Source organism: Mesorhizobium sp. 131-3-5 (assembly GCF_016756575.1).
GTDB classification, from domain to species: domain Bacteria; phylum Pseudomonadota; class Alphaproteobacteria; order Rhizobiales; family Rhizobiaceae; genus Mesorhizobium; species Mesorhizobium jarvisii.
In genome coordinates this window covers 4,797,560-4,812,276 of record NZ_AP023254.1, presented here as the reverse complement: position 1 = coordinate 4,812,276, position 14,717 = coordinate 4,797,560, and the positions used below count along the sequence as shown (strand labels likewise).

Genomic DNA, 14,717 nt, shown 5'->3' with positions numbered 1-14,717 from the left:
ATTGCGCCAAAACAAAGTGTTAGGGCAGTTCGCTGTTTCCATGAAACGGCAAACTGCCCTGGATGTCCATCCAGTGATAGCCCGATCAGCTATTGCCTGACGTAGCAGCGCTTTTCACGACCGGGAGCGGGATCGCCGAACGTATCATTGTCGCATTGGACGCCGTTGCGGAACACGTCCTGCGTGAATTGGCCGCGTGCCCCGTACCTGACCACCTTGCGGCCATAGAAATCGCAGTAGTCGCCTTCATCGGCACAGGCTGCCCATCTCTCGCGGCGGGGTTCGTCGTAATTGTCATCCGACTGGTCCCGGCCGCGCATGACGATGAAACACGACTTTGGGATGCCCGGCGCCGGATCGCCAAAAACGCGATTTGAACACGGCACCGCGTCTCGGTCGAAATAGCGCGAGGTCGTGCGGCCCCGGGCGCCGTAGACCACTTCGGCGGGATACGGCAGACGGCAGAGCCCGCCCTCGCGCGCGCATGGCTGCAATCGGTCGGCCGACGCGGTCGCCGGGAAAAGGGCGGTGGCGACCGTCGTCGCGCCGCCCAGGTACATGAGCGTGAATAATGTGCGCATAGAAATGTTTGGTGCGTTTGACACGATAAGTCCTCCATGCCGTTCAGGCAGCCTACGAATGCAACTCCGCTACCTGCGAAATGAATCCAGCGCTTTGTGGGCAAATCCGCAAGTGGGATTCGCAACGTCAAACGCGGCTCAAGCCCGAGTCGTTCCAGGAGCTGCTTTTCAGCCTATTGGAGTGGCCTCGCGTTTGCCAGATTGCCGCGCAGGCGTGGCTGAATTTTTCGGCCGCGCACGATTCGCGCAGCGACGGCGAATGCTCATCGACCGCCAGGCTACAAAACCGGCGATAGGGCGGGAAAGACCGCGCCTTGGCCCTTCATTTCTGAAAGTGGATTCTGACAATTCATGTCGGCATTTCCCTGTGCCAAGGATTGCGATCCTTGAGGGAAATGGCGCGAGTGACGGGGCTCGAACCCGCGACCTCCGGCGTGACAGGGCAGGTCCAGTCCTGTTTCCCTCGCTTACATGCGCTTACCTATCCACACTAAATTGCTGTTTTTGAACGATAAGCCCCTTACCATGTGGCCGGAAGTCGAGTATCTCTCTTACCGTGACTTACTCATTCCTGCTTACATGGTGCTTACATGGCCAAGATCGGCAAGCGAACTGTGGACGCCTCGGACAAGGGAGAGAAGCCCTATTTCGTCTGGGACGATGAGTTGAAAGGCTTCGGCCTGCTTGTGCTTCCCAGCGGCGTCAAAAGCTACGTTTACCAATACCGGACAACCGGCGGCGCATCGCGGCGGATCACCATCGGCAAGCACGGCAAGGTGACGGCCGAGCAGGCCAGGACCATGGCTGAGGCTCATGGTAACGCGGTTTTCAACGGTCGAGATCCTGCCGGCGAAAAGAAGGACAAGCGCCACGCAGCGAAAATGAACGACCTGTTCGATACATACGTCGAATCGGAGACGTTCAAGAGCAAGGCCGAGAAAACCCGGATGACCGACACCGGGCGGATCGATCGCCACCTTCGGCCGCTGCTCGGCCATATGGCGGTTCCCGCGGTCAGACCGAACGATGTCAGCAAGGCCTTTGCCTCGATCCGCGATGGCAAGACAGCGAAGCGTGAGAAGATCGGTTTCAGGAAGCTCTCGCGCGTCACCGGTGGCGAGGGCGCGGCGCGCAAGTCGATTCGCCTTTTGCGCTCGATCTTCGAATGGGCCATTCCCGAGCAGCTTGCGACCGAAAACCCGGCGGCGCTGGTCAAGGTCGGAAGCGATGGCCAGCGCAAAACCATTCTCGACGACGCTGAGGCCTATGGGCGGCTGTTCAAGGCGCTGGACACCATGGAGGGCGAAAAGCGCGTCCGCCAGCCTGTGGCCGACGCCGTTCGCCTGATCGCGCTCACCGGCGCCCGTAGAGGCGAAGTGACCGGCATGCAGTGGAAACATGTCGACCTGCAGCGGGGCCTTGTGACGCTGCCTCCCGCTTCGCACAAGACGGGGCGCAAGACCGGCGAGGATCGTATCATCGGGCTTCCGGCGGTCGCACAGGCCATCATCGCGCGCCAAGCGAAGGGCGAGGCCGACGACTTCGTTTTCCGGCCAGCCAAGGGAGACGGCCCGCTCGCCTTGAATAAGCCCTGGCACTCTATCCGAACCGAGGCGAAACTGCCGGCTGGCATTGGCCTTCATGGGCTCAGGCACAGCCTTGCCAGTCACATGGCCATGCAGGGCGCGCAGGCGTCAGCGATCATGACGGCGCTCGGCCACCGCAACCTTGCGACCTCGCAGAAGTACATTCATTGGGCGCAGGAAGCCCGGCAGGCGATTGCCGAGTCCGCGGCATCCGTCGCGCTCGCCGGCATGGCCTCAAATATCGAGAAGAAGCCGGCAGAAGTGGTGCCGTTGGCGGGCGGCAAATCATGAAGGCGCAAAGTGTCGATTGGAAGGAGATGGGCAGAAGCCTGCAACAGCATTGGCTGCAAGTGTTTCGCGAGTTCCAGGAGTCTGCCGAATCGCAGGTTCTCGAGCAGGAGAAGATGGTAGCCCGGGATCTTCCATTTCATTGGGCGGTAATTCAGATGAGCCGGGGCAACCCCGGCTTGATGATTGCCTATTTGCGCTCGGGAAATGAAATCAACGCCGAGCATCGAGAGGTTCTAGCTCTATGTCTTGAAGGTAAGCTCCGGGATCGAGTTAAGCGAGGCCGGAAACCGTCGGCGTCGACCGAAGCAGCGGAAATTGCCAATCGGTTTTACCGAGACTGGAAACGCATGAATCGCCTCAACAAGGTAGCAGATCGCGGGCATAGCGATGACATGAAGGCCGAGAGCGGCCGGTTCGTGGTGGAAGATTACCTTCCCCATCTCGGTGCAAAACTACACACCACTCTGGAGAGCATGGGGCTCGACTAGGGCCGCATTTCTCAATTTGCCGCGACAATTCCTCGGCCATTGTCGCCCTAAAAGCACGTCCTCATTTGGGGCATCGCTTTCCCTCGCAAACTTAACCAGCCCTAGCGAGGGAAAAGCAATGAACACTCCAACTTATCGCGACCGTCGGGAGGCTGCCCGCCTCTTGACGGAGCGCGGTCTGAAGACGAGCTGGAAGACCCTTCAGAAAATGGCAACAACCGGAGGCGGCCCGGAATATCAGATATTTGGGAACCGCGCCGTCTACACCGACCAGGCTCTTGATGCCTATGTCGAGAGGAAGCTGTCGGCGCCGCGTCGCTCCACTTCGGAGGCGGCGTGATGGAACAGCAAGATCGTGAACCTGATTTCCTGACTCAGGAAATTGCCCGATGGGTACTCGAAACGCCCAAACAGAAGCGGCCACGCGCGGCAGTAGTTGAGATCCGGGAGCGCTTCCCGCAGGTCGGGCCGCAAGGCGCTTGCCGAGCGCTTGCCCTGGCCAACAAGATCCGATCGGGAGGCGCCGATGCAGCCGCCTGATGTGGAAAACCCGGCGCCGCTGGCAGGCGGCAACCGGGCAGATTTCGAAGCAGGCAATGTTTCGGAAAATAGCGGTAATCCTACCGATTTTCAAGGAAAACCATCGGTACCGCGTATTGCGGTAGTGGGCGCTGTTGCCGATATTTTCGAGGACATTTTCATGTCGGCCCGCAAAACCTCCTCGAAACGAGTTTATCCGGCTAGCCAGATAAAACGAGGCCGCGCCACGCGCGCCGATATGGCAGAGCGCCGCCGCTGCCTGTGGAATATCGTCTGGGAGATGAAGCCCATGACGGTGCGCCAAGTCTTCTACCAGGCAACGGTCCGCAACATCGTCGAGAAAAGCGAGGCTGGTTACAACAAGGTCCAAACAGACCTGGTGCAGATGCGTAAGTCGGGAATGCTGCCTTACGACTGGCTGGCCGACAACACGCGATGGCAACGTAAGCCGCGCACCTTCGACAACATCGAGCAGGCCCTCAACGATACGGCAAGGTTTTACCGCAAGTCGCTGTGGACCGATGCCGGCTCATATGTCGAGGTATGGCTGGAGAAGGATGCGCTTGCCGGCGTCGTGCAGCCCATAACCGCCCTCTACGACGTGCCGCTTATGGTCGCCCGCGGCTATGCCAGCCTGTCGTTTCTTCACAGTGCGGCCGAGTACATCGCCAGTCTGGACGTCCCTACGTTTATCTACCATTGCGGGGACTTCGACCCCAGCGGCGTCAATGCCGGGGAGAAGATCGAGCAGACGCTGAGGGAGTTGGCGCCGGCGGCCGAAATCCATTTCGAGCGTATCGCCGTCACCATGGAGCAGATCGTCGCCTGGAGCCTGCCCAGTCGGCCGACAAAGACCACAGACAGCCGTTCCAAGGGGTTCGGCGACATTTCTGTCGAACTGGATGCGATCGAGCCCCAGCGCCTTCGCGATCTTATTGAAAGCGTCATCCAACTGCACCTGCCGCCTGAACAGTTCAAGGTTCTGCAGGCGGCTGAGGAAAGCGAGCGGTCGCTACTTGCCAACCTTGTCGAACGGCTGGGCGGTGCCAATGGCCAATCCTGAGCGCAAGCGAGCCTGGCAGAAGACGCTAGCGGAGATGACCAAGTATGACTGGATCATCGCCGTTTCGCACAATTGGAAGCATGGGCGCCGGCCGCGTGATCTGCGAGTGGCTATCGCCCTGATGAACCTTGCCGATGCCGCTACCTGCATGGCCTGGCCTACGCAGGAATCGCTTGCTGAGATGACAGGCCTTGCCGATGAGCGCCAGGTCAGGGCGGCTTTGGCCTCACTCGTTGGCACGGGGGCAATCGAGAAAAAGAAGGTGTCGGACCTTTCCGAAGAAAGCGCCGGGAAGCTGGACGTCAAGCGCAAGGGCCGTGGCGTCGCCTACAAATTGAAGCTGTTTTGGGCCTGCGAGATCCTTGAACTATCGATGGCGACACAGCGCGCCGAGCCTGCCCGATTGGCATCCAGCGACAAGAAGGGAAAGCGGACTGACTTAGACCGGTTCGAAGGCCAACCAAACCGGACTGACTTAGACCGCCAAAACCGGACTGACTTAGACCGGTCTCAAGCGGACCAACTCAGTCCGCCTAATACTACAGAGGAAACTAAGGACACTATAAGAAGCCCGGAGAGAACGGCAAGCTTGGCGTCTACGCGCGAGGCTTCTGCCTATGCCTTAGCGACAGGGAGGGCAGGCTGATGCATGGCCTCGACGAACTCCAACAGGGCTCTCTGCACGTCCTCGGCCGCAGCATCGGTTGCCTGGAACTGGCGGTCTACCCTGAACTGCAGCAGCGCCACTTTGGCCGACAGATACAGACCGCCGTGGGCATGCTCTTGGGTGTTGAAGTTTCCGACCAGCATGGGAGGGAAACCTCTGCGCTGGCCGTTGGTTCCGATGCAACCCCGGCGGGGGGCGAGTTGGGCTGCCTGCCTATCAACCCTAGACCGGTCACCGATCCAAAATTCGCGCGATGGCAAATAGAAATTCTGAAGGGTTTATTGCCATGAAGCGCGGCAAGCGACCACTTCCCGGCCGGCTGAGGGTAATCGAAGGGAGCTATCGCGCCGATCGGCACGGGCTGCTTTCAACCGACCACCAGATTGCTGCGGAACAGCGACTGATCAAGCCCGATTGGATGCGTGGTGGCGTTGCCGACGCCTGGGACCGTTACATCGCCCCAGCCGGTTGGCTCGACGTTTTCCGGGAGCCGTCAGCCATCGCCTTCTGCGAGCTGTGGCAGGAGTTCCAGTCGTGGCCGGCGCGCTTCCCCGCTTCGAAGCATGCGCAGATGCGCGCCTACATGGGCGAGCTTGCGCTGCTCGGCCGTAGTGGGAGAATTTGAGGCCATGGGCGCGGCCGATCGGACATGCCTGTGGTGCAGCGGCAGCCTTGAGGGCAAGCGGGCTGATGCGCGTTTCTGCAGCGCCTCCTGTCGGGTGAACTCCCATCGCGACGAGGTCGGCCGCGTCGACGCAATTACCGCTCGAGCCGTTATCGACCGGCCGATGAGGAATGCCCTGATCGATGCCGGCGCCTTGAACCCGCAAGATGAGCACGATGCTGAAAAACAGCGCGAAGCTTTCGCCTTCATGTGCCGCCAGTTTGCGAAGAAGCACGCGTAGTAACGGCTCTTGGTTACGGCTAGCTGACCTGGGTTAGATTCGGCGCATAGGAAATTTCCTCTCGCCGGAGTGCCGGATGAAGCCCGAAGAAATCCTCGATCGCCTCGCCGTGCTGGAAGGGCAAGTTCGCGAATTTCTGCCGGCGATTTTTGAACGTCGCCGGAGCGGAATCGAGCCGGCCGACTGGTTGATGGCCCAGGTCCGTGCACGAGCAGAAGCCCAGCGCGACGAAGTGCTCATGTCGGTGGCTGACGTCGCGACGATCCACGTCATCGGCGAGATCACCCAAAATCTGGCGACATCCGTCTGCGACCACCTACGCGCCGCACATTTGTCTCCGAACATCAACGTTGTGCTCGATACTGAGGGCGGCGAGTACGCGGAGGCACTGCGTATTTTCAGGGCGATTGCTTGGCATCCAGCCACCACCAAACGCGCCACGCTTTTGAAGCGATGCCTCTCCGCTGGCACCATTGTCATGATGGCTTGCGACGAACGGATAGCATCGCCCGATACCCAAATTCTAATCCACATGGTCGAGGGCAGGCCTGAACTACGTGAGCGCTGGAACGTTTTTCGCCACGTCGAAGCGGCTCGCAGGCTTCGCGCAGTCGACGCTCAGATGCTCAACCTCATCGCCGATCGAAGCGGCGCCGACCTGCAAGCCCTGGTCGCCGAAGCGGCGACGGAATCACTAACCTCGCTGGAGTGGTGCCTTCGGCAGGGTCTCATCACCGCAATCGAGGCAGCCGCATGACCAAGAAACGCCCGGTCATCGGTGACCCGCTTCAGCACGGGCTCAACAAAATCGATGTCGAGATCGCGGGTCTGGAAAAGGCGATCGCGGAGAAAGTCGCGGGCGTCGATGCTGATCGCGCAAAGCATGCGCTCGACCAGGATGGCGATCTGCAGCAGAGGCTCAACGACCAGATCCGGGTTCTGCGCGGTCGCGTCGACCAGATGCAGCAAAAGCGTTTCGACGTCGAACTCGGCGAGCTTGCCCCAAAGAAGCCAGTCGTCGCGGCGTCGCCAACGCGCTCCAAAAAGAAGTGGGACATCAAGAACGTTCCCGCGCCCACGTATCCGATAGGAGCGCGCCAACGGGGCGACAAGGCAGCGCTGGATGCGGCCTTCATGGCATTTCTTGAGTACCACATCGACCAAGCAAAAATCACGATGCAACGCCATGACGTCGATGCTGCCGGCAGAGCGTCGATCGATCTGCTGATGGATGTTGCCGGGGAACATCTCGGGATGCATGTCTGGATGAGTGAGCGCGTGAAGGAATTGGAGACGCGCCTCGCCGAGATCGAGGCGCGCCCGACCGTCAAGGCTCGCGATACTGGCCAGCCGCTCACCAAGGCTTTGGAGAAGTCCGTCACCAGGGTCACGAAGTTCGACGGCCAAGGCAGGATTGCAGAATTCGAAAAGGTTGAAGGCCCGCCAGAAGACTTGGACTTGCTTGCGCGCGTCGAGGCTTTGGAAGCCCGTCCGACAATGGCCTACAGAGGCGTATGGGGCAAAGGAACGGAATACCACCGCGGCGACGTGTGCACCCACCAAGGATCAAGTTGGCACTGCGAGCTCGATGCAGCAACAGGTCTGCAGCCAGGCGACGGACTCGGCTGGAAACTGATGGTGAAGAAGGGACGCGACGCAAGACCATGAGGACCATCGCACCCTTGCCCTTCGATCAGGTCGACGTCGTGCTCACCGAAGACGGCAAGACCGTGCTGCTCTGCGGCTATGCCGGCGACGATCTCTACATGCAGAACGTCCACGAAGCGGCAACCGAACTGGACGCCGACACCGTCGAGACTGTCGAGGCCGACGCATGGCGCAAGAAGGCCAAGGCCGATCAGTGGAGGAAGATGTGACCGTGGGGGGCCATCGAGACCAAAATCGATCTCGTTTTCGTAGACCGCCTGCGATGCTCACGCACAGTGCAATGTCCCCTCCGCAGGGAAATTTTCGATGAAACATGAATATCCTTCACGTCTTAGGTCAAAAAGGGACCGAACCCGCTTCGACCGCGTGGTCAACGATCTGGCACGGCATGACCTCGATGCAGACAGCCGCGTCGAACTGATCGTTGACTTCGTTGAGATCGATCGGCGGATCGCTGATTTGAACAAGGACGTGAAGGGGGGAAGCATCGCGACCAGGCTCTCGGCCAATCGGGCCTTGAGTATCGCCACGGCCGAGCGTCGGCGGCTTCACCAGCGGCTTTTCGCCGGCGGCAAGAGGCCAGACGAGAAATTGCCGCCAGTGGCCATAGAAGCCGCTGGATTGGCCTCCAATGCCGCAGACGAGGCATGGCGCCGACACTTCCACCGCAGGGAGTTCGGATTGCCGCGGCTGGCCAATGACGGCACGCCCGAAATGAGCCAAGCGATCGCAGAGTTTTATCGTGAGGGCGAGGATCTTGAGCGTCGTTTCGGCCGGCCTTCGTGGAACGCCATGTTGTACGCCAATGCCGAGGAACAGATCGCGGCGGAGCGCGCAGTTCAGAAATTCCGCAATAGCCGGTGGGCAACCAAGCAGCGCCGCACCGACGATCGGAGCGAGGCAGCATGAAACCGTCGACATACTGGTCCGAGCGCATTGACGCATCCGACGCGGCGCGCAGGGAACAGATGCTTGAGATCGCGCGCAACATGGTCGTGGCCGGCATTGAGATGGCTTTCCAGACCAGCGGCTCGGGATTGCAAGCAATCGAAGAAGTCGAAACCGCGGTCAGTGGCTGGCTCGCAGCGCATAACGCTGTGCTGGCGGCCGAGGTCGAGGCGATCGAAACCCAGGGGAGTGCATAACCATGGTTGCAACGGTCGGCTCGATCGCAATCGATTTGACGACGAACGCAAGCAAATTTGCTGATGGATTTCGGCAGAGCGCGACGACGGTCGAGCAGCAAAGCGCCCGAATGGCGAAGAGCGTTTCGAACGTCGAGAAAGGCGTTAATTCCATCGGCGCGTCGCTCAAGAACTTCGGCACCGGCCTTGCCGCTGGCGCTGGCCTTGCTGCCGTCGCATCCTTGGGCGGCGCCTTCGAAAAGCTCAAGCAGACGATCAGCGACTACGACAAGATTGCGGCCGACTCCAAAACGGCCGGCCTGAAGCCGGACACGTTCCAGGCTTTGACGTTTGCCGCCAAGCAAGCGAATATCGAATACGAATCCATCAATTCCTCGCTCGACATTTTCGCCAAGAACGCCGGCCTTGCTGCCAATGGCCAGGGCGCACTCTATGCCGGCCTGAAAAACCTCAATCCGCAATTGCTCCAGGCCATCATCAATACCAAGGATCAGGAAGAGCGCCTGAAGCTGGTCGCCGATGCCATGGCGAACACAACGGACGCGACCAAGCAGGCTGCGCTGGCGACCGTGATTTTCGGGAAAGGCGGGGTCGAGATGTCGCGGATCCTCGACCAGGGCCGCGCGTCGCTCGACAAGTTCAAGCAGACGGCGAAGGGCCTGGGGATCATCATTCCCGACGACCTGCTTCAGAAGGCGGGCGAGTTGGATGACAAGCTCGACGTCCTGTCGAAGGTCATCGACGTTCAGCTAGGCGAAGCGCTCATCAACGCGGGGCCGGGCCTGGTCGCTTTCACCAGCGATATCGCCGGTCTCTCAAGGGAAATCAACGGCATTTCCAAGGCCATGACCGAGTTCAGCAATAACCCGAGCACGTCGAATTTCAGGAATCTGCTCTCCCAGATAACCGGCCTTACAATCATCCCCGGCAGCTTCGCCGACAAGGTGATCAATGGGCCGCTCAAATTCTCGTCCGCCGACACGTCCGCGCTGGAAAACAGCATCAAATTCGTTGAGACCAAGCTCGCGGAACTGAAGCAGCAAGCGGAGCAAGGCGCCGACGTCAAATTGGAGATCGACGAGGCCACCGCGAACCTCAACGACCTCAAGGCTAAACTGGCAGAGATTCAGGGCGCCGCCGGTGCCGCGGCAAACACCATCACAGGGCAGTTTGCCCAGGCGTTCCGTGCGGCAGAGAACGCGTCAATGGATGCGCTCGCGGCCATGCAAGGGGGCTCAGGCGGCGCGCTGCCGACCGTCACGCGCTATGGTGGGGATCCGAACAAGATCACTCTGCCCGATCAGCGCAGTAATTACCAGCCGAATGCCAACGGCTCCGGTGTCGGAGTGACCAGTTACAAAAGCTCCGGGCCATGGGAAAATCCGGTTGGGGCTACTGCGAACGAATGGTCGAAGCTGACGCCGCAGAACAAGCAGGACATTTACGACGGCAAGACCACGTACGACAAAATTCTGTACGGCACCAATCAGACAGCCGACAACACACAGACCACAGCCGATAACGTCTCCTCTCTCGACAAGAACACCAAGAGCTATCTCAAGTCCCTGAGTGGGGACATCGGCGGCTATTCGCAGCAGGAGCGGGCGCAGCAGGCGATAACGATCAGCAAGCTGTCGGAAGTCGCGTCATGGATGAAGATGGATTCCTATTCCCTCGCGGCGCTCGTCCATAACAACGACAGCGGCGCGACAGGCACCGGCAACACCATGTTCGGTGACTCCTTCGACCCTCAGTACGGCAGCTATATCTCAAGCTGGGGTGTCGGGAAGACCACGCGGCCGAGCGTCAAATTCCCGACGACATCGAGCGACGGAAACTATGGCACCTCGGTCAATGTCCAGCAGCCGGGCAATCCGATCACCTTCAACTATACCGCGGCGCCGGGCGTGAGCAATGAGACCGCAAAGCAGCAGGCGCTCGACATGTACTACACAATGACGACTGCGGCGGCGAGGGCGTGAGCCCCAAACCCCAAGCCCCAAAGAAAGGTGAACGCAATGCTGCTCGGTACAGGACAGATGTTTCGCAACAGCGCCCCGCCCGTCGTTTACGGCACGCTCAATCCGTCTGACAAAGCGACCAACATCACGCTTTCGAATGGCAATCTGACCGCCACCGACACGGCGACAGCGGCATGGATATCGGTTCGCTCTCAGACATCGCATAGTTCCGGGAAATGGTATTGGGAATGGACGCTTGGATCGAAGGGGGCCGGCGAGGGATGTTGCGGGTTCGGGAATTCAAGCTCACCTCTTCAAGGTGGTGCGAATGCCTTCTTTGGCACCGATTCCAACGGCATTGGGCTTATATCAAACGGTCAGGTCTGGAAGAACTTCACTCCTACGTCGGTTCTGGCAGCGATCAACAATGGCGACACCTGCAGCCTTGCCATCGATATAGGCGCTCAGCTTTTCTGGTGCCGAAAGGGGGCCGGCAACTGGAATGGATCAGGCGCGGCAGATCCTGCGACGGCATCAGGGGGCATTGCGCTTCCCAGCGGCCTTGCATCAGGTGCGATCTTCGCCGGCATCAGCGTTCTAAATAACACCGATTTCAGCACGGCCAATTTCGGCGCCAGCGCCTTCAGCCAGACACCACCATCCGGCTTCACTGCCTGGGGATAGCCGGCAATCGCCATCCCCATGCCAACGCCTTGTGAATCCCCCTATCGACCGGCTTGCGTATAAGCGGCGGGTTATGCATTATCGCCCCGTTCTCGACGGCAAGGCGAAGCATGCTGGCACGGACGTCTCACCCCTGCGATATCTATGCCATCGCCCGTGCCTGTGGCGTGAAGCTTCATGACAGCGCCGACAATCGCTCGAGCGGCCGCCAGCCAGGGCACTGCTACTGCAAGCCGACCCTTCGGGCGATAGGGCGCCGGCATGGCGAGGCGCACCTGGCCCTTGTGCTGAAGGTGATCAACTCGACCGGCAATGGTCTGGAGCTCCACGCCGCCACGCTGCAGGCGGTCTCTTACCTCATCCTGGTCGAGGTTATGCCGATCGGCTCGGCCTTGTTCGAGGCCTTCGACCGGATCGACCTTTGCCACGTTCGGCGCATGGCCAGGGCGATGCCTGGTCTGACTTCCAACAACATGGTGGCGCTGCTTTATCCGATGCTGGCGGGCACCGCGATTTTCGAGAAGGTGGCAGCATGACCGAGATCGAGGTCGAAGGCGTTGGCATCTATCGGTTGCCGAACGAATGGCAATACGGGCGCCTCGGCCGGATGAGAGGCGAGAAGCGCCATACTGCGGTCCTTGCCTTCGGCTGCGGGATGACCGTCAGGCAGTTCAACAAACTTCCTGCCGAAAAGCAGCATGACGTGCACCGCGCATATCTCAAGCTGATGTCGCCGAGCAATGTCGTGTCGCTGGCAGATCCGGCGCCGGCAGAGACTCGGCCAGTTCCACGCGGCCACCTATCCGTCGACCAGAAGCTCGCCGTCGGCCGCTGGCTGCTCAAGGTCAAGGCGCGGTTGCCGCATGGTCATTTCGGGCCGTGGATCGAGACGCAAAAGGGTCTTTCCCGCAGCATGGCCTCGCAATGCATGCGGCTGGCCACAGGCGGACGCCAGGACGCGCGGGAAGAGTTGGCGGCGTAGGACAGCGGCCGAAACAATCGTTGGCTGGTGGGCTTCAATGGGCCTTAAGACTGTGAGTTCGTCCTGCAACTGCGGCCAGGAACGCCTTGGCTGCGGCGTCGCAGGCGACACGCGACGGGCCGTTCGCAAGCAAAATCACGTCTGCCGCCTTTAACGTTAAGCCGTGCTTTTCGGCGAACGCTTCAATCTCGTAAGGTCGGTCGGCTGGGTCAGTTTCCGCGGGAGGCTTGTTCATGAGCCACTCATATTAGGCTAGGCTCATGCGCGCGACTTACGGATTCGTAAGTTGAAATTCGTTTAAAATCTTCAGGAACTATTTTAGCGCATGCTAATTGAGTCGCGGCTTTTTGCGGGTCAGTGCGATTTCTGGGAAAAATGAGCAAGCGCGGCAGTGATTTTCTCTACCATTGGATATCGGACCATTTGCCAGACGATCCGATCATTGACCCGGTCCTGATGGTGATTGATATGACTGTGGACGCAAAACGGGCGGCCGAAGCCCAAGGTATTCCCGGCCACGAGATCGATGAAGAAATTGGCACCATCTACGAATTCATTATGCAGGGGCTGCGCTGACCACGCCGGCCGGAACCTAACCGCCAAGCTGAGCTTATCGCAGTATGAGTACGCGCGGGATCAACTTCCTGGATCAATGGATCGCCAACAACATACCTGAGACGACGAAGGCAGACGTCATCTCCGTTGGCGAGCTCACGCACAAACTGATCGCCGACGCCAAGGCGCTCGGCATCAAACGAGGCGAGATCGACGAAGAGGTCGACAGCCTGTACCGCACGATCCTCGACGCGATTGTGCATTACGATCCTGGCCTGCCGGAATAGGCTTGCCACAGACCTCGAGCCGAGGAATATAATCCTCCCGTTGCGGCGAACCCTCTCAATGGAGTTTCGCCATGCCTCTCAAGACACTCGCCGACACCCTTGCAGCGCGCGAAAGCGTGCACGTCAACTGCAGCCATCCCATGTGCTGCAGATCAACGAAACTCAACATACAAGCGCTGATAGACCGCCTCGGCCCTGGCCATGGCTCAATGCATGAGGATCTTGTCGGGCTATTCGTTTGCTCCCACTGCAAGGCCGCGGGCCGCGATCATCGCGCGGTGTTCTTCACCTGCATTCCTGACTACGAAGGCGTAAACGCAAAGCGAAACCACGACTGGAAACCGACTTTCGAACGACGATGAAACGGTCGCTTTACCTGGTTAGGCGCATTCTGATAGCGTCAATCTTTGTACGGCTAGGGCTAAGGGAGCCGTTTGAAACCATGACGACGAAGGTCAAGATAACAGTCCAACCATCTGCCGAGCATCCGACAGTCCTCGACGTGAAGGACGCGATGCAGCAGGTGCTTGATTTCTTCGAGGCGTTAGTCGACGAGGCTGACTCCGGCGTTGTCGTGTGGAATTTGACCTTCGCTGGCACCAATAGCCCTTTCACGGCAGAAGCTGAAGCCGTGTCCCTGGATCCGGCAGTCAACGTCGAGCCGATCGCCCGAGCCAGGGCGGCCGAGACAGCCAAGTTTTTGGATGATGTGAGCCACGGCCGGAGGCCCGCAGGCGATCTTGGCAAACGCCGCAAGGATCTGATGAAGAGGCTGCTCAAACGCAACACCAACGGCATCGGGCGGACGGTTGCGAAGTTTGGGAACTTGATGCCCCACCCTATTACGGTCACTCCCAAGGTGGCTACGGCCGCACTGGAGGTCATTGAGGAACAGGACAGCGACGCGTTCGATCTCTATCCCCAAAAGCGCAAGCGCATCGAGATAGGATCCGTTGAAGGGTCCTTGGTGGATGTTTGCACGGATCGAAACAAGCCGGCTATCCGAATTAGGGAGCGAAAGACAGATCGAGAGATCGTTTGCCGGATCGACCAGGCCACCCAGGATGAAATCGCAGACTCCGCAAATTTTCTGGATGTCTGGGAGCATCGTCGCGTGGTTGTGCGCGGTCGTCTCTATTTCGATGATGATGGGAAGCTGACCCGCGTTGATGCGACCAGTATCCGCAGAATCGTACCGCGGCAGATGACAATCCGGGACATCGAAGATTCCAATTTTACCGATGGCGCGTCCACCGCCGAGTTTATCGACAAGCTACGCGAGGGCGGCTTTGGCTGAGGTGCCTAACTACTATT

General features: G+C 59.6%; 24 protein-coding genes. 22 read left to right on the top strand and 2 right to left on the bottom strand.

Features of this window, described 5'->3' with window-relative positions:
• Positions 1-89: 89 nt before the first annotated feature.
• Positions 90-605, bottom strand: coding sequence for a hypothetical protein (locus JG747_RS23645; RefSeq protein WP_027046753.1), 516 nt, complete (start codon positions 603-605; stop codon positions 90-92).
• Between the two features lie 566 nt (positions 606-1,171).
• Between JG747_RS23645 and JG747_RS23640 the strand changes: the two genes are divergently transcribed.
• The 18 genes from JG747_RS23640 (at position 1,172) to JG747_RS23555 (ending at position 12,561) form a co-directional block, all read left to right on the top strand.
• The gene (locus tag JG747_RS23640) at positions 1,172-2,458 is read left to right on the top strand and encodes a site-specific integrase (RefSeq protein ID WP_202360161.1); all 1,287 of its coding nucleotides are present in this window, start codon (positions 1,172-1,174) and stop codon (positions 2,456-2,458) included.
• Positions 2,455-2,946, top strand: a complete 492-nt coding sequence (locus tag JG747_RS23635) for a hypothetical protein (RefSeq protein WP_202360160.1) — start codon at positions 2,455-2,457, stop codon at positions 2,944-2,946. The genes JG747_RS23640 and JG747_RS23635 overlap by 4 nt, the downstream gene beginning before the upstream one ends.
• 118 nt (positions 2,947-3,064) lie before the next feature.
• The gene (locus JG747_RS23630) at positions 3,065-3,286 is read left to right on the top strand and encodes a DNA-binding protein (RefSeq protein WP_202360159.1); all 222 of its coding nucleotides are present in this window, start codon (positions 3,065-3,067) and stop codon (positions 3,284-3,286) included.
• Positions 3,286-3,486 carry a hypothetical protein gene (locus JG747_RS23625; RefSeq protein ID WP_202360158.1) on the top strand — a complete coding sequence of 67 codons (201 nt, stop codon included), beginning with the start codon at positions 3,286-3,288 and terminating at the stop codon, positions 3,484-3,486. Before JG747_RS23630 ends, JG747_RS23625 begins: the two co-directional genes overlap by 1 nt.
• A complete protein-coding gene (locus tag JG747_RS23620; RefSeq protein ID WP_244748205.1) occupies positions 3,473-4,549 on the top strand; it encodes a hypothetical protein in 1,077 nt (358 codons plus the stop codon). Before JG747_RS23625 ends, JG747_RS23620 begins: the two co-directional genes overlap by 14 nt.
• Before the next feature lie 34 nt (positions 4,550-4,583).
• Entirely contained in the window at positions 4,584-5,195 is a 612-nt protein-coding gene (locus JG747_RS23615; RefSeq protein WP_202360157.1) for a helix-turn-helix domain-containing protein, read from the top strand.
• Complete coding sequence (locus JG747_RS23610) at positions 5,195-5,506, top strand: hypothetical protein (RefSeq protein WP_202360156.1); 312 nt, start codon at positions 5,195-5,197, stop codon at positions 5,504-5,506. Before JG747_RS23615 ends, JG747_RS23610 begins: the two co-directional genes overlap by 1 nt.
• A complete protein-coding gene (locus JG747_RS23605) occupies positions 5,503-5,841 on the top strand; it encodes a hypothetical protein (protein ID WP_202360155.1) in 339 nt (112 codons plus the stop codon). The genes JG747_RS23610 and JG747_RS23605 overlap by 4 nt, the downstream gene beginning before the upstream one ends.
• A 4-nt stretch (positions 5,842-5,845) precedes the next feature.
• The gene (locus tag JG747_RS23600) at positions 5,846-6,121 is read left to right on the top strand and encodes a hypothetical protein (protein WP_202360154.1); all 276 of its coding nucleotides are present in this window, start codon (positions 5,846-5,848) and stop codon (positions 6,119-6,121) included.
• A gap of 76 nt (positions 6,122-6,197) precedes the next feature.
• Entirely contained in the window at positions 6,198-6,878 is a 681-nt protein-coding gene (locus tag JG747_RS23595; protein WP_202360153.1) for an ATP-dependent Clp protease proteolytic subunit, read from the top strand.
• Positions 6,875-7,789: a hypothetical protein gene (locus tag JG747_RS23590; protein ID WP_202360152.1), complete on the top strand. Its 915-nt coding sequence runs from the start codon at positions 6,875-6,877 to the stop codon at positions 7,787-7,789. The genes JG747_RS23595 and JG747_RS23590 overlap by 4 nt, the downstream gene beginning before the upstream one ends.
• Positions 7,786-7,998, top strand: a complete 213-nt coding sequence (locus tag JG747_RS23585; protein ID WP_202360151.1) for a hypothetical protein — start codon at positions 7,786-7,788, stop codon at positions 7,996-7,998. The genes JG747_RS23590 and JG747_RS23585 overlap by 4 nt, the downstream gene beginning before the upstream one ends.
• Before the next feature lie 97 nt (positions 7,999-8,095).
• Complete coding sequence (locus JG747_RS23580; RefSeq protein WP_202360150.1) at positions 8,096-8,698, top strand: hypothetical protein; 603 nt, start codon at positions 8,096-8,098, stop codon at positions 8,696-8,698.
• Positions 8,695-8,934, top strand: a complete 240-nt coding sequence (locus JG747_RS23575) for a hypothetical protein (RefSeq protein WP_202360149.1) — start codon at positions 8,695-8,697, stop codon at positions 8,932-8,934. The genes JG747_RS23580 and JG747_RS23575 overlap by 4 nt, the downstream gene beginning before the upstream one ends.
• 221 nt (positions 8,935-9,155) lie before the next feature.
• Positions 9,156-10,916, top strand: coding sequence for a hypothetical protein (locus tag JG747_RS23570; RefSeq protein WP_244748203.1), 1,761 nt, complete (start codon positions 9,156-9,158; stop codon positions 10,914-10,916).
• Between the two features lie 36 nt (positions 10,917-10,952).
• A complete protein-coding gene (locus tag JG747_RS23565) occupies positions 10,953-11,579 on the top strand; it encodes a hypothetical protein (protein WP_202360147.1) in 627 nt (208 codons plus the stop codon).
• A 110-nt stretch (positions 11,580-11,689) separates the two neighbouring features.
• A complete protein-coding gene (locus tag JG747_RS23560; protein ID WP_202360146.1) occupies positions 11,690-12,115 on the top strand; it encodes a hypothetical protein in 426 nt (141 codons plus the stop codon).
• Entirely contained in the window at positions 12,112-12,561 is a 450-nt protein-coding gene (locus tag JG747_RS23555; RefSeq protein ID WP_202360145.1) for a DUF3102 domain-containing protein, read from the top strand. Before JG747_RS23560 ends, JG747_RS23555 begins: the two co-directional genes overlap by 4 nt.
• Before the next feature lie 34 nt (positions 12,562-12,595).
• On the opposite strand, the gene JG747_RS23550 is transcribed toward JG747_RS23555, so the two are convergent.
• Positions 12,596-12,796, bottom strand: coding sequence for a hypothetical protein (locus tag JG747_RS23550; RefSeq protein ID WP_202360144.1), 201 nt, complete (start codon positions 12,794-12,796; stop codon positions 12,596-12,598).
• Positions 12,797-12,936: 140 nt separating this feature from the next.
• Between JG747_RS23550 and JG747_RS23545 the strand changes: the two genes are divergently transcribed.
• The 4 genes from JG747_RS23545 (at position 12,937) to JG747_RS23530 (ending at position 14,700) form a co-directional block, all read left to right on the top strand.
• Positions 12,937-13,137 carry a DUF768 domain-containing protein gene (locus tag JG747_RS23545; RefSeq protein ID WP_202360143.1) on the top strand — a complete coding sequence of 67 codons (201 nt, stop codon included), beginning with the start codon at positions 12,937-12,939 and terminating at the stop codon, positions 13,135-13,137.
• Between the two features lie 44 nt (positions 13,138-13,181).
• On the top strand, positions 13,182-13,403 hold the full coding sequence (locus JG747_RS23540) for a DUF768 domain-containing protein (RefSeq protein ID WP_202360142.1): 222 nt from the start codon (positions 13,182-13,184) through the stop codon (positions 13,401-13,403).
• 71 nt (positions 13,404-13,474) lie between these two features.
• Positions 13,475-13,765: a hypothetical protein gene (locus tag JG747_RS23535; protein ID WP_202360141.1), complete on the top strand. Its 291-nt coding sequence runs from the start codon at positions 13,475-13,477 to the stop codon at positions 13,763-13,765.
• 80 nt (positions 13,766-13,845) lie between these two features.
• Positions 13,846-14,700, top strand: coding sequence for a hypothetical protein (locus JG747_RS23530; RefSeq protein ID WP_202360140.1), 855 nt, complete (start codon positions 13,846-13,848; stop codon positions 14,698-14,700).
• The last annotated feature ends 17 nt before the right edge of the window (positions 14,701-14,717 follow it).

What these genes read in the sequence shown, in the direction of transcription:
- JG747_RS23560 (WP_202360146.1), top strand. Translation starts at nt 11,690, where the DNA reads ATGCTGGCACGGACGTCTCACCCCTGCGATATCTATGCCATCGCCCGT.
- JG747_RS23555 (WP_202360145.1), top strand. Translation starts at nt 12,112, where the DNA reads ATGACCGAGATCGAGGTCGAAGGCGTTGGCATCTATCGGTTGCCGAAC.
- JG747_RS23630 (WP_202360159.1), top strand. Translation starts at nt 3,065, where the DNA reads ATGAACACTCCAACTTATCGCGACCGTCGGGAGGCTGCCCGCCTCTTG.
- JG747_RS23610 (WP_202360156.1), top strand. Translation starts at nt 5,195, where the DNA reads ATGCATGGCCTCGACGAACTCCAACAGGGCTCTCTGCACGTCCTCGGC.
- JG747_RS23595 (WP_202360153.1), top strand. Translation starts at nt 6,198, where the DNA reads ATGAAGCCCGAAGAAATCCTCGATCGCCTCGCCGTGCTGGAAGGGCAA.
- JG747_RS23585 (WP_202360151.1), top strand. Translation starts at nt 7,786, where the DNA reads ATGAGGACCATCGCACCCTTGCCCTTCGATCAGGTCGACGTCGTGCTC.
- JG747_RS23540 (WP_202360142.1), top strand. Translation starts at nt 13,182, where the DNA reads ATGAGTACGCGCGGGATCAACTTCCTGGATCAATGGATCGCCAACAAC.
- JG747_RS23625 (WP_202360158.1), top strand. Translation starts at nt 3,286, where the DNA reads ATGGAACAGCAAGATCGTGAACCTGATTTCCTGACTCAGGAAATTGCC.
- JG747_RS23550 (WP_202360144.1), bottom strand. Translation starts at nt 12,796, where the DNA reads ATGAACAAGCCTCCCGCGGAAACTGACCCAGCCGACCGACCTTACGAG.
- JG747_RS23530 (WP_202360140.1), top strand. Translation starts at nt 13,846, where the DNA reads ATGACGACGAAGGTCAAGATAACAGTCCAACCATCTGCCGAGCATCCG.
- JG747_RS23635 (WP_202360160.1), top strand. Translation starts at nt 2,455, where the DNA reads ATGAAGGCGCAAAGTGTCGATTGGAAGGAGATGGGCAGAAGCCTGCAA.
- JG747_RS23620 (WP_244748205.1), top strand. Translation starts at nt 3,473, where the DNA reads ATGCAGCCGCCTGATGTGGAAAACCCGGCGCCGCTGGCAGGCGGCAAC.
- JG747_RS23575 (WP_202360149.1), top strand. Translation starts at nt 8,695, where the DNA reads ATGAAACCGTCGACATACTGGTCCGAGCGCATTGACGCATCCGACGCG.
- JG747_RS23590 (WP_202360152.1), top strand. Translation starts at nt 6,875, where the DNA reads ATGACCAAGAAACGCCCGGTCATCGGTGACCCGCTTCAGCACGGGCTC.
- JG747_RS23565 (WP_202360147.1), top strand. Translation starts at nt 10,953, where the DNA reads ATGCTGCTCGGTACAGGACAGATGTTTCGCAACAGCGCCCCGCCCGTC.
- JG747_RS23580 (WP_202360150.1), top strand. Translation starts at nt 8,096, where the DNA reads ATGAAACATGAATATCCTTCACGTCTTAGGTCAAAAAGGGACCGAACC.
- JG747_RS23615 (WP_202360157.1), top strand. Translation starts at nt 4,584, where the DNA reads ATGACCAAGTATGACTGGATCATCGCCGTTTCGCACAATTGGAAGCAT.
- JG747_RS23605 (WP_202360155.1), top strand. Translation starts at nt 5,503, where the DNA reads ATGAAGCGCGGCAAGCGACCACTTCCCGGCCGGCTGAGGGTAATCGAA.
- JG747_RS23600 (WP_202360154.1), top strand. Translation starts at nt 5,846, where the DNA reads ATGGGCGCGGCCGATCGGACATGCCTGTGGTGCAGCGGCAGCCTTGAG.
- JG747_RS23545 (WP_202360143.1), top strand. Translation starts at nt 12,937, where the DNA reads ATGAGCAAGCGCGGCAGTGATTTTCTCTACCATTGGATATCGGACCAT.
- JG747_RS23535 (WP_202360141.1), top strand. Translation starts at nt 13,475, where the DNA reads ATGCCTCTCAAGACACTCGCCGACACCCTTGCAGCGCGCGAAAGCGTG.
- JG747_RS23640 (WP_202360161.1), top strand. Translation starts at nt 1,172, where the DNA reads ATGGCCAAGATCGGCAAGCGAACTGTGGACGCCTCGGACAAGGGAGAG.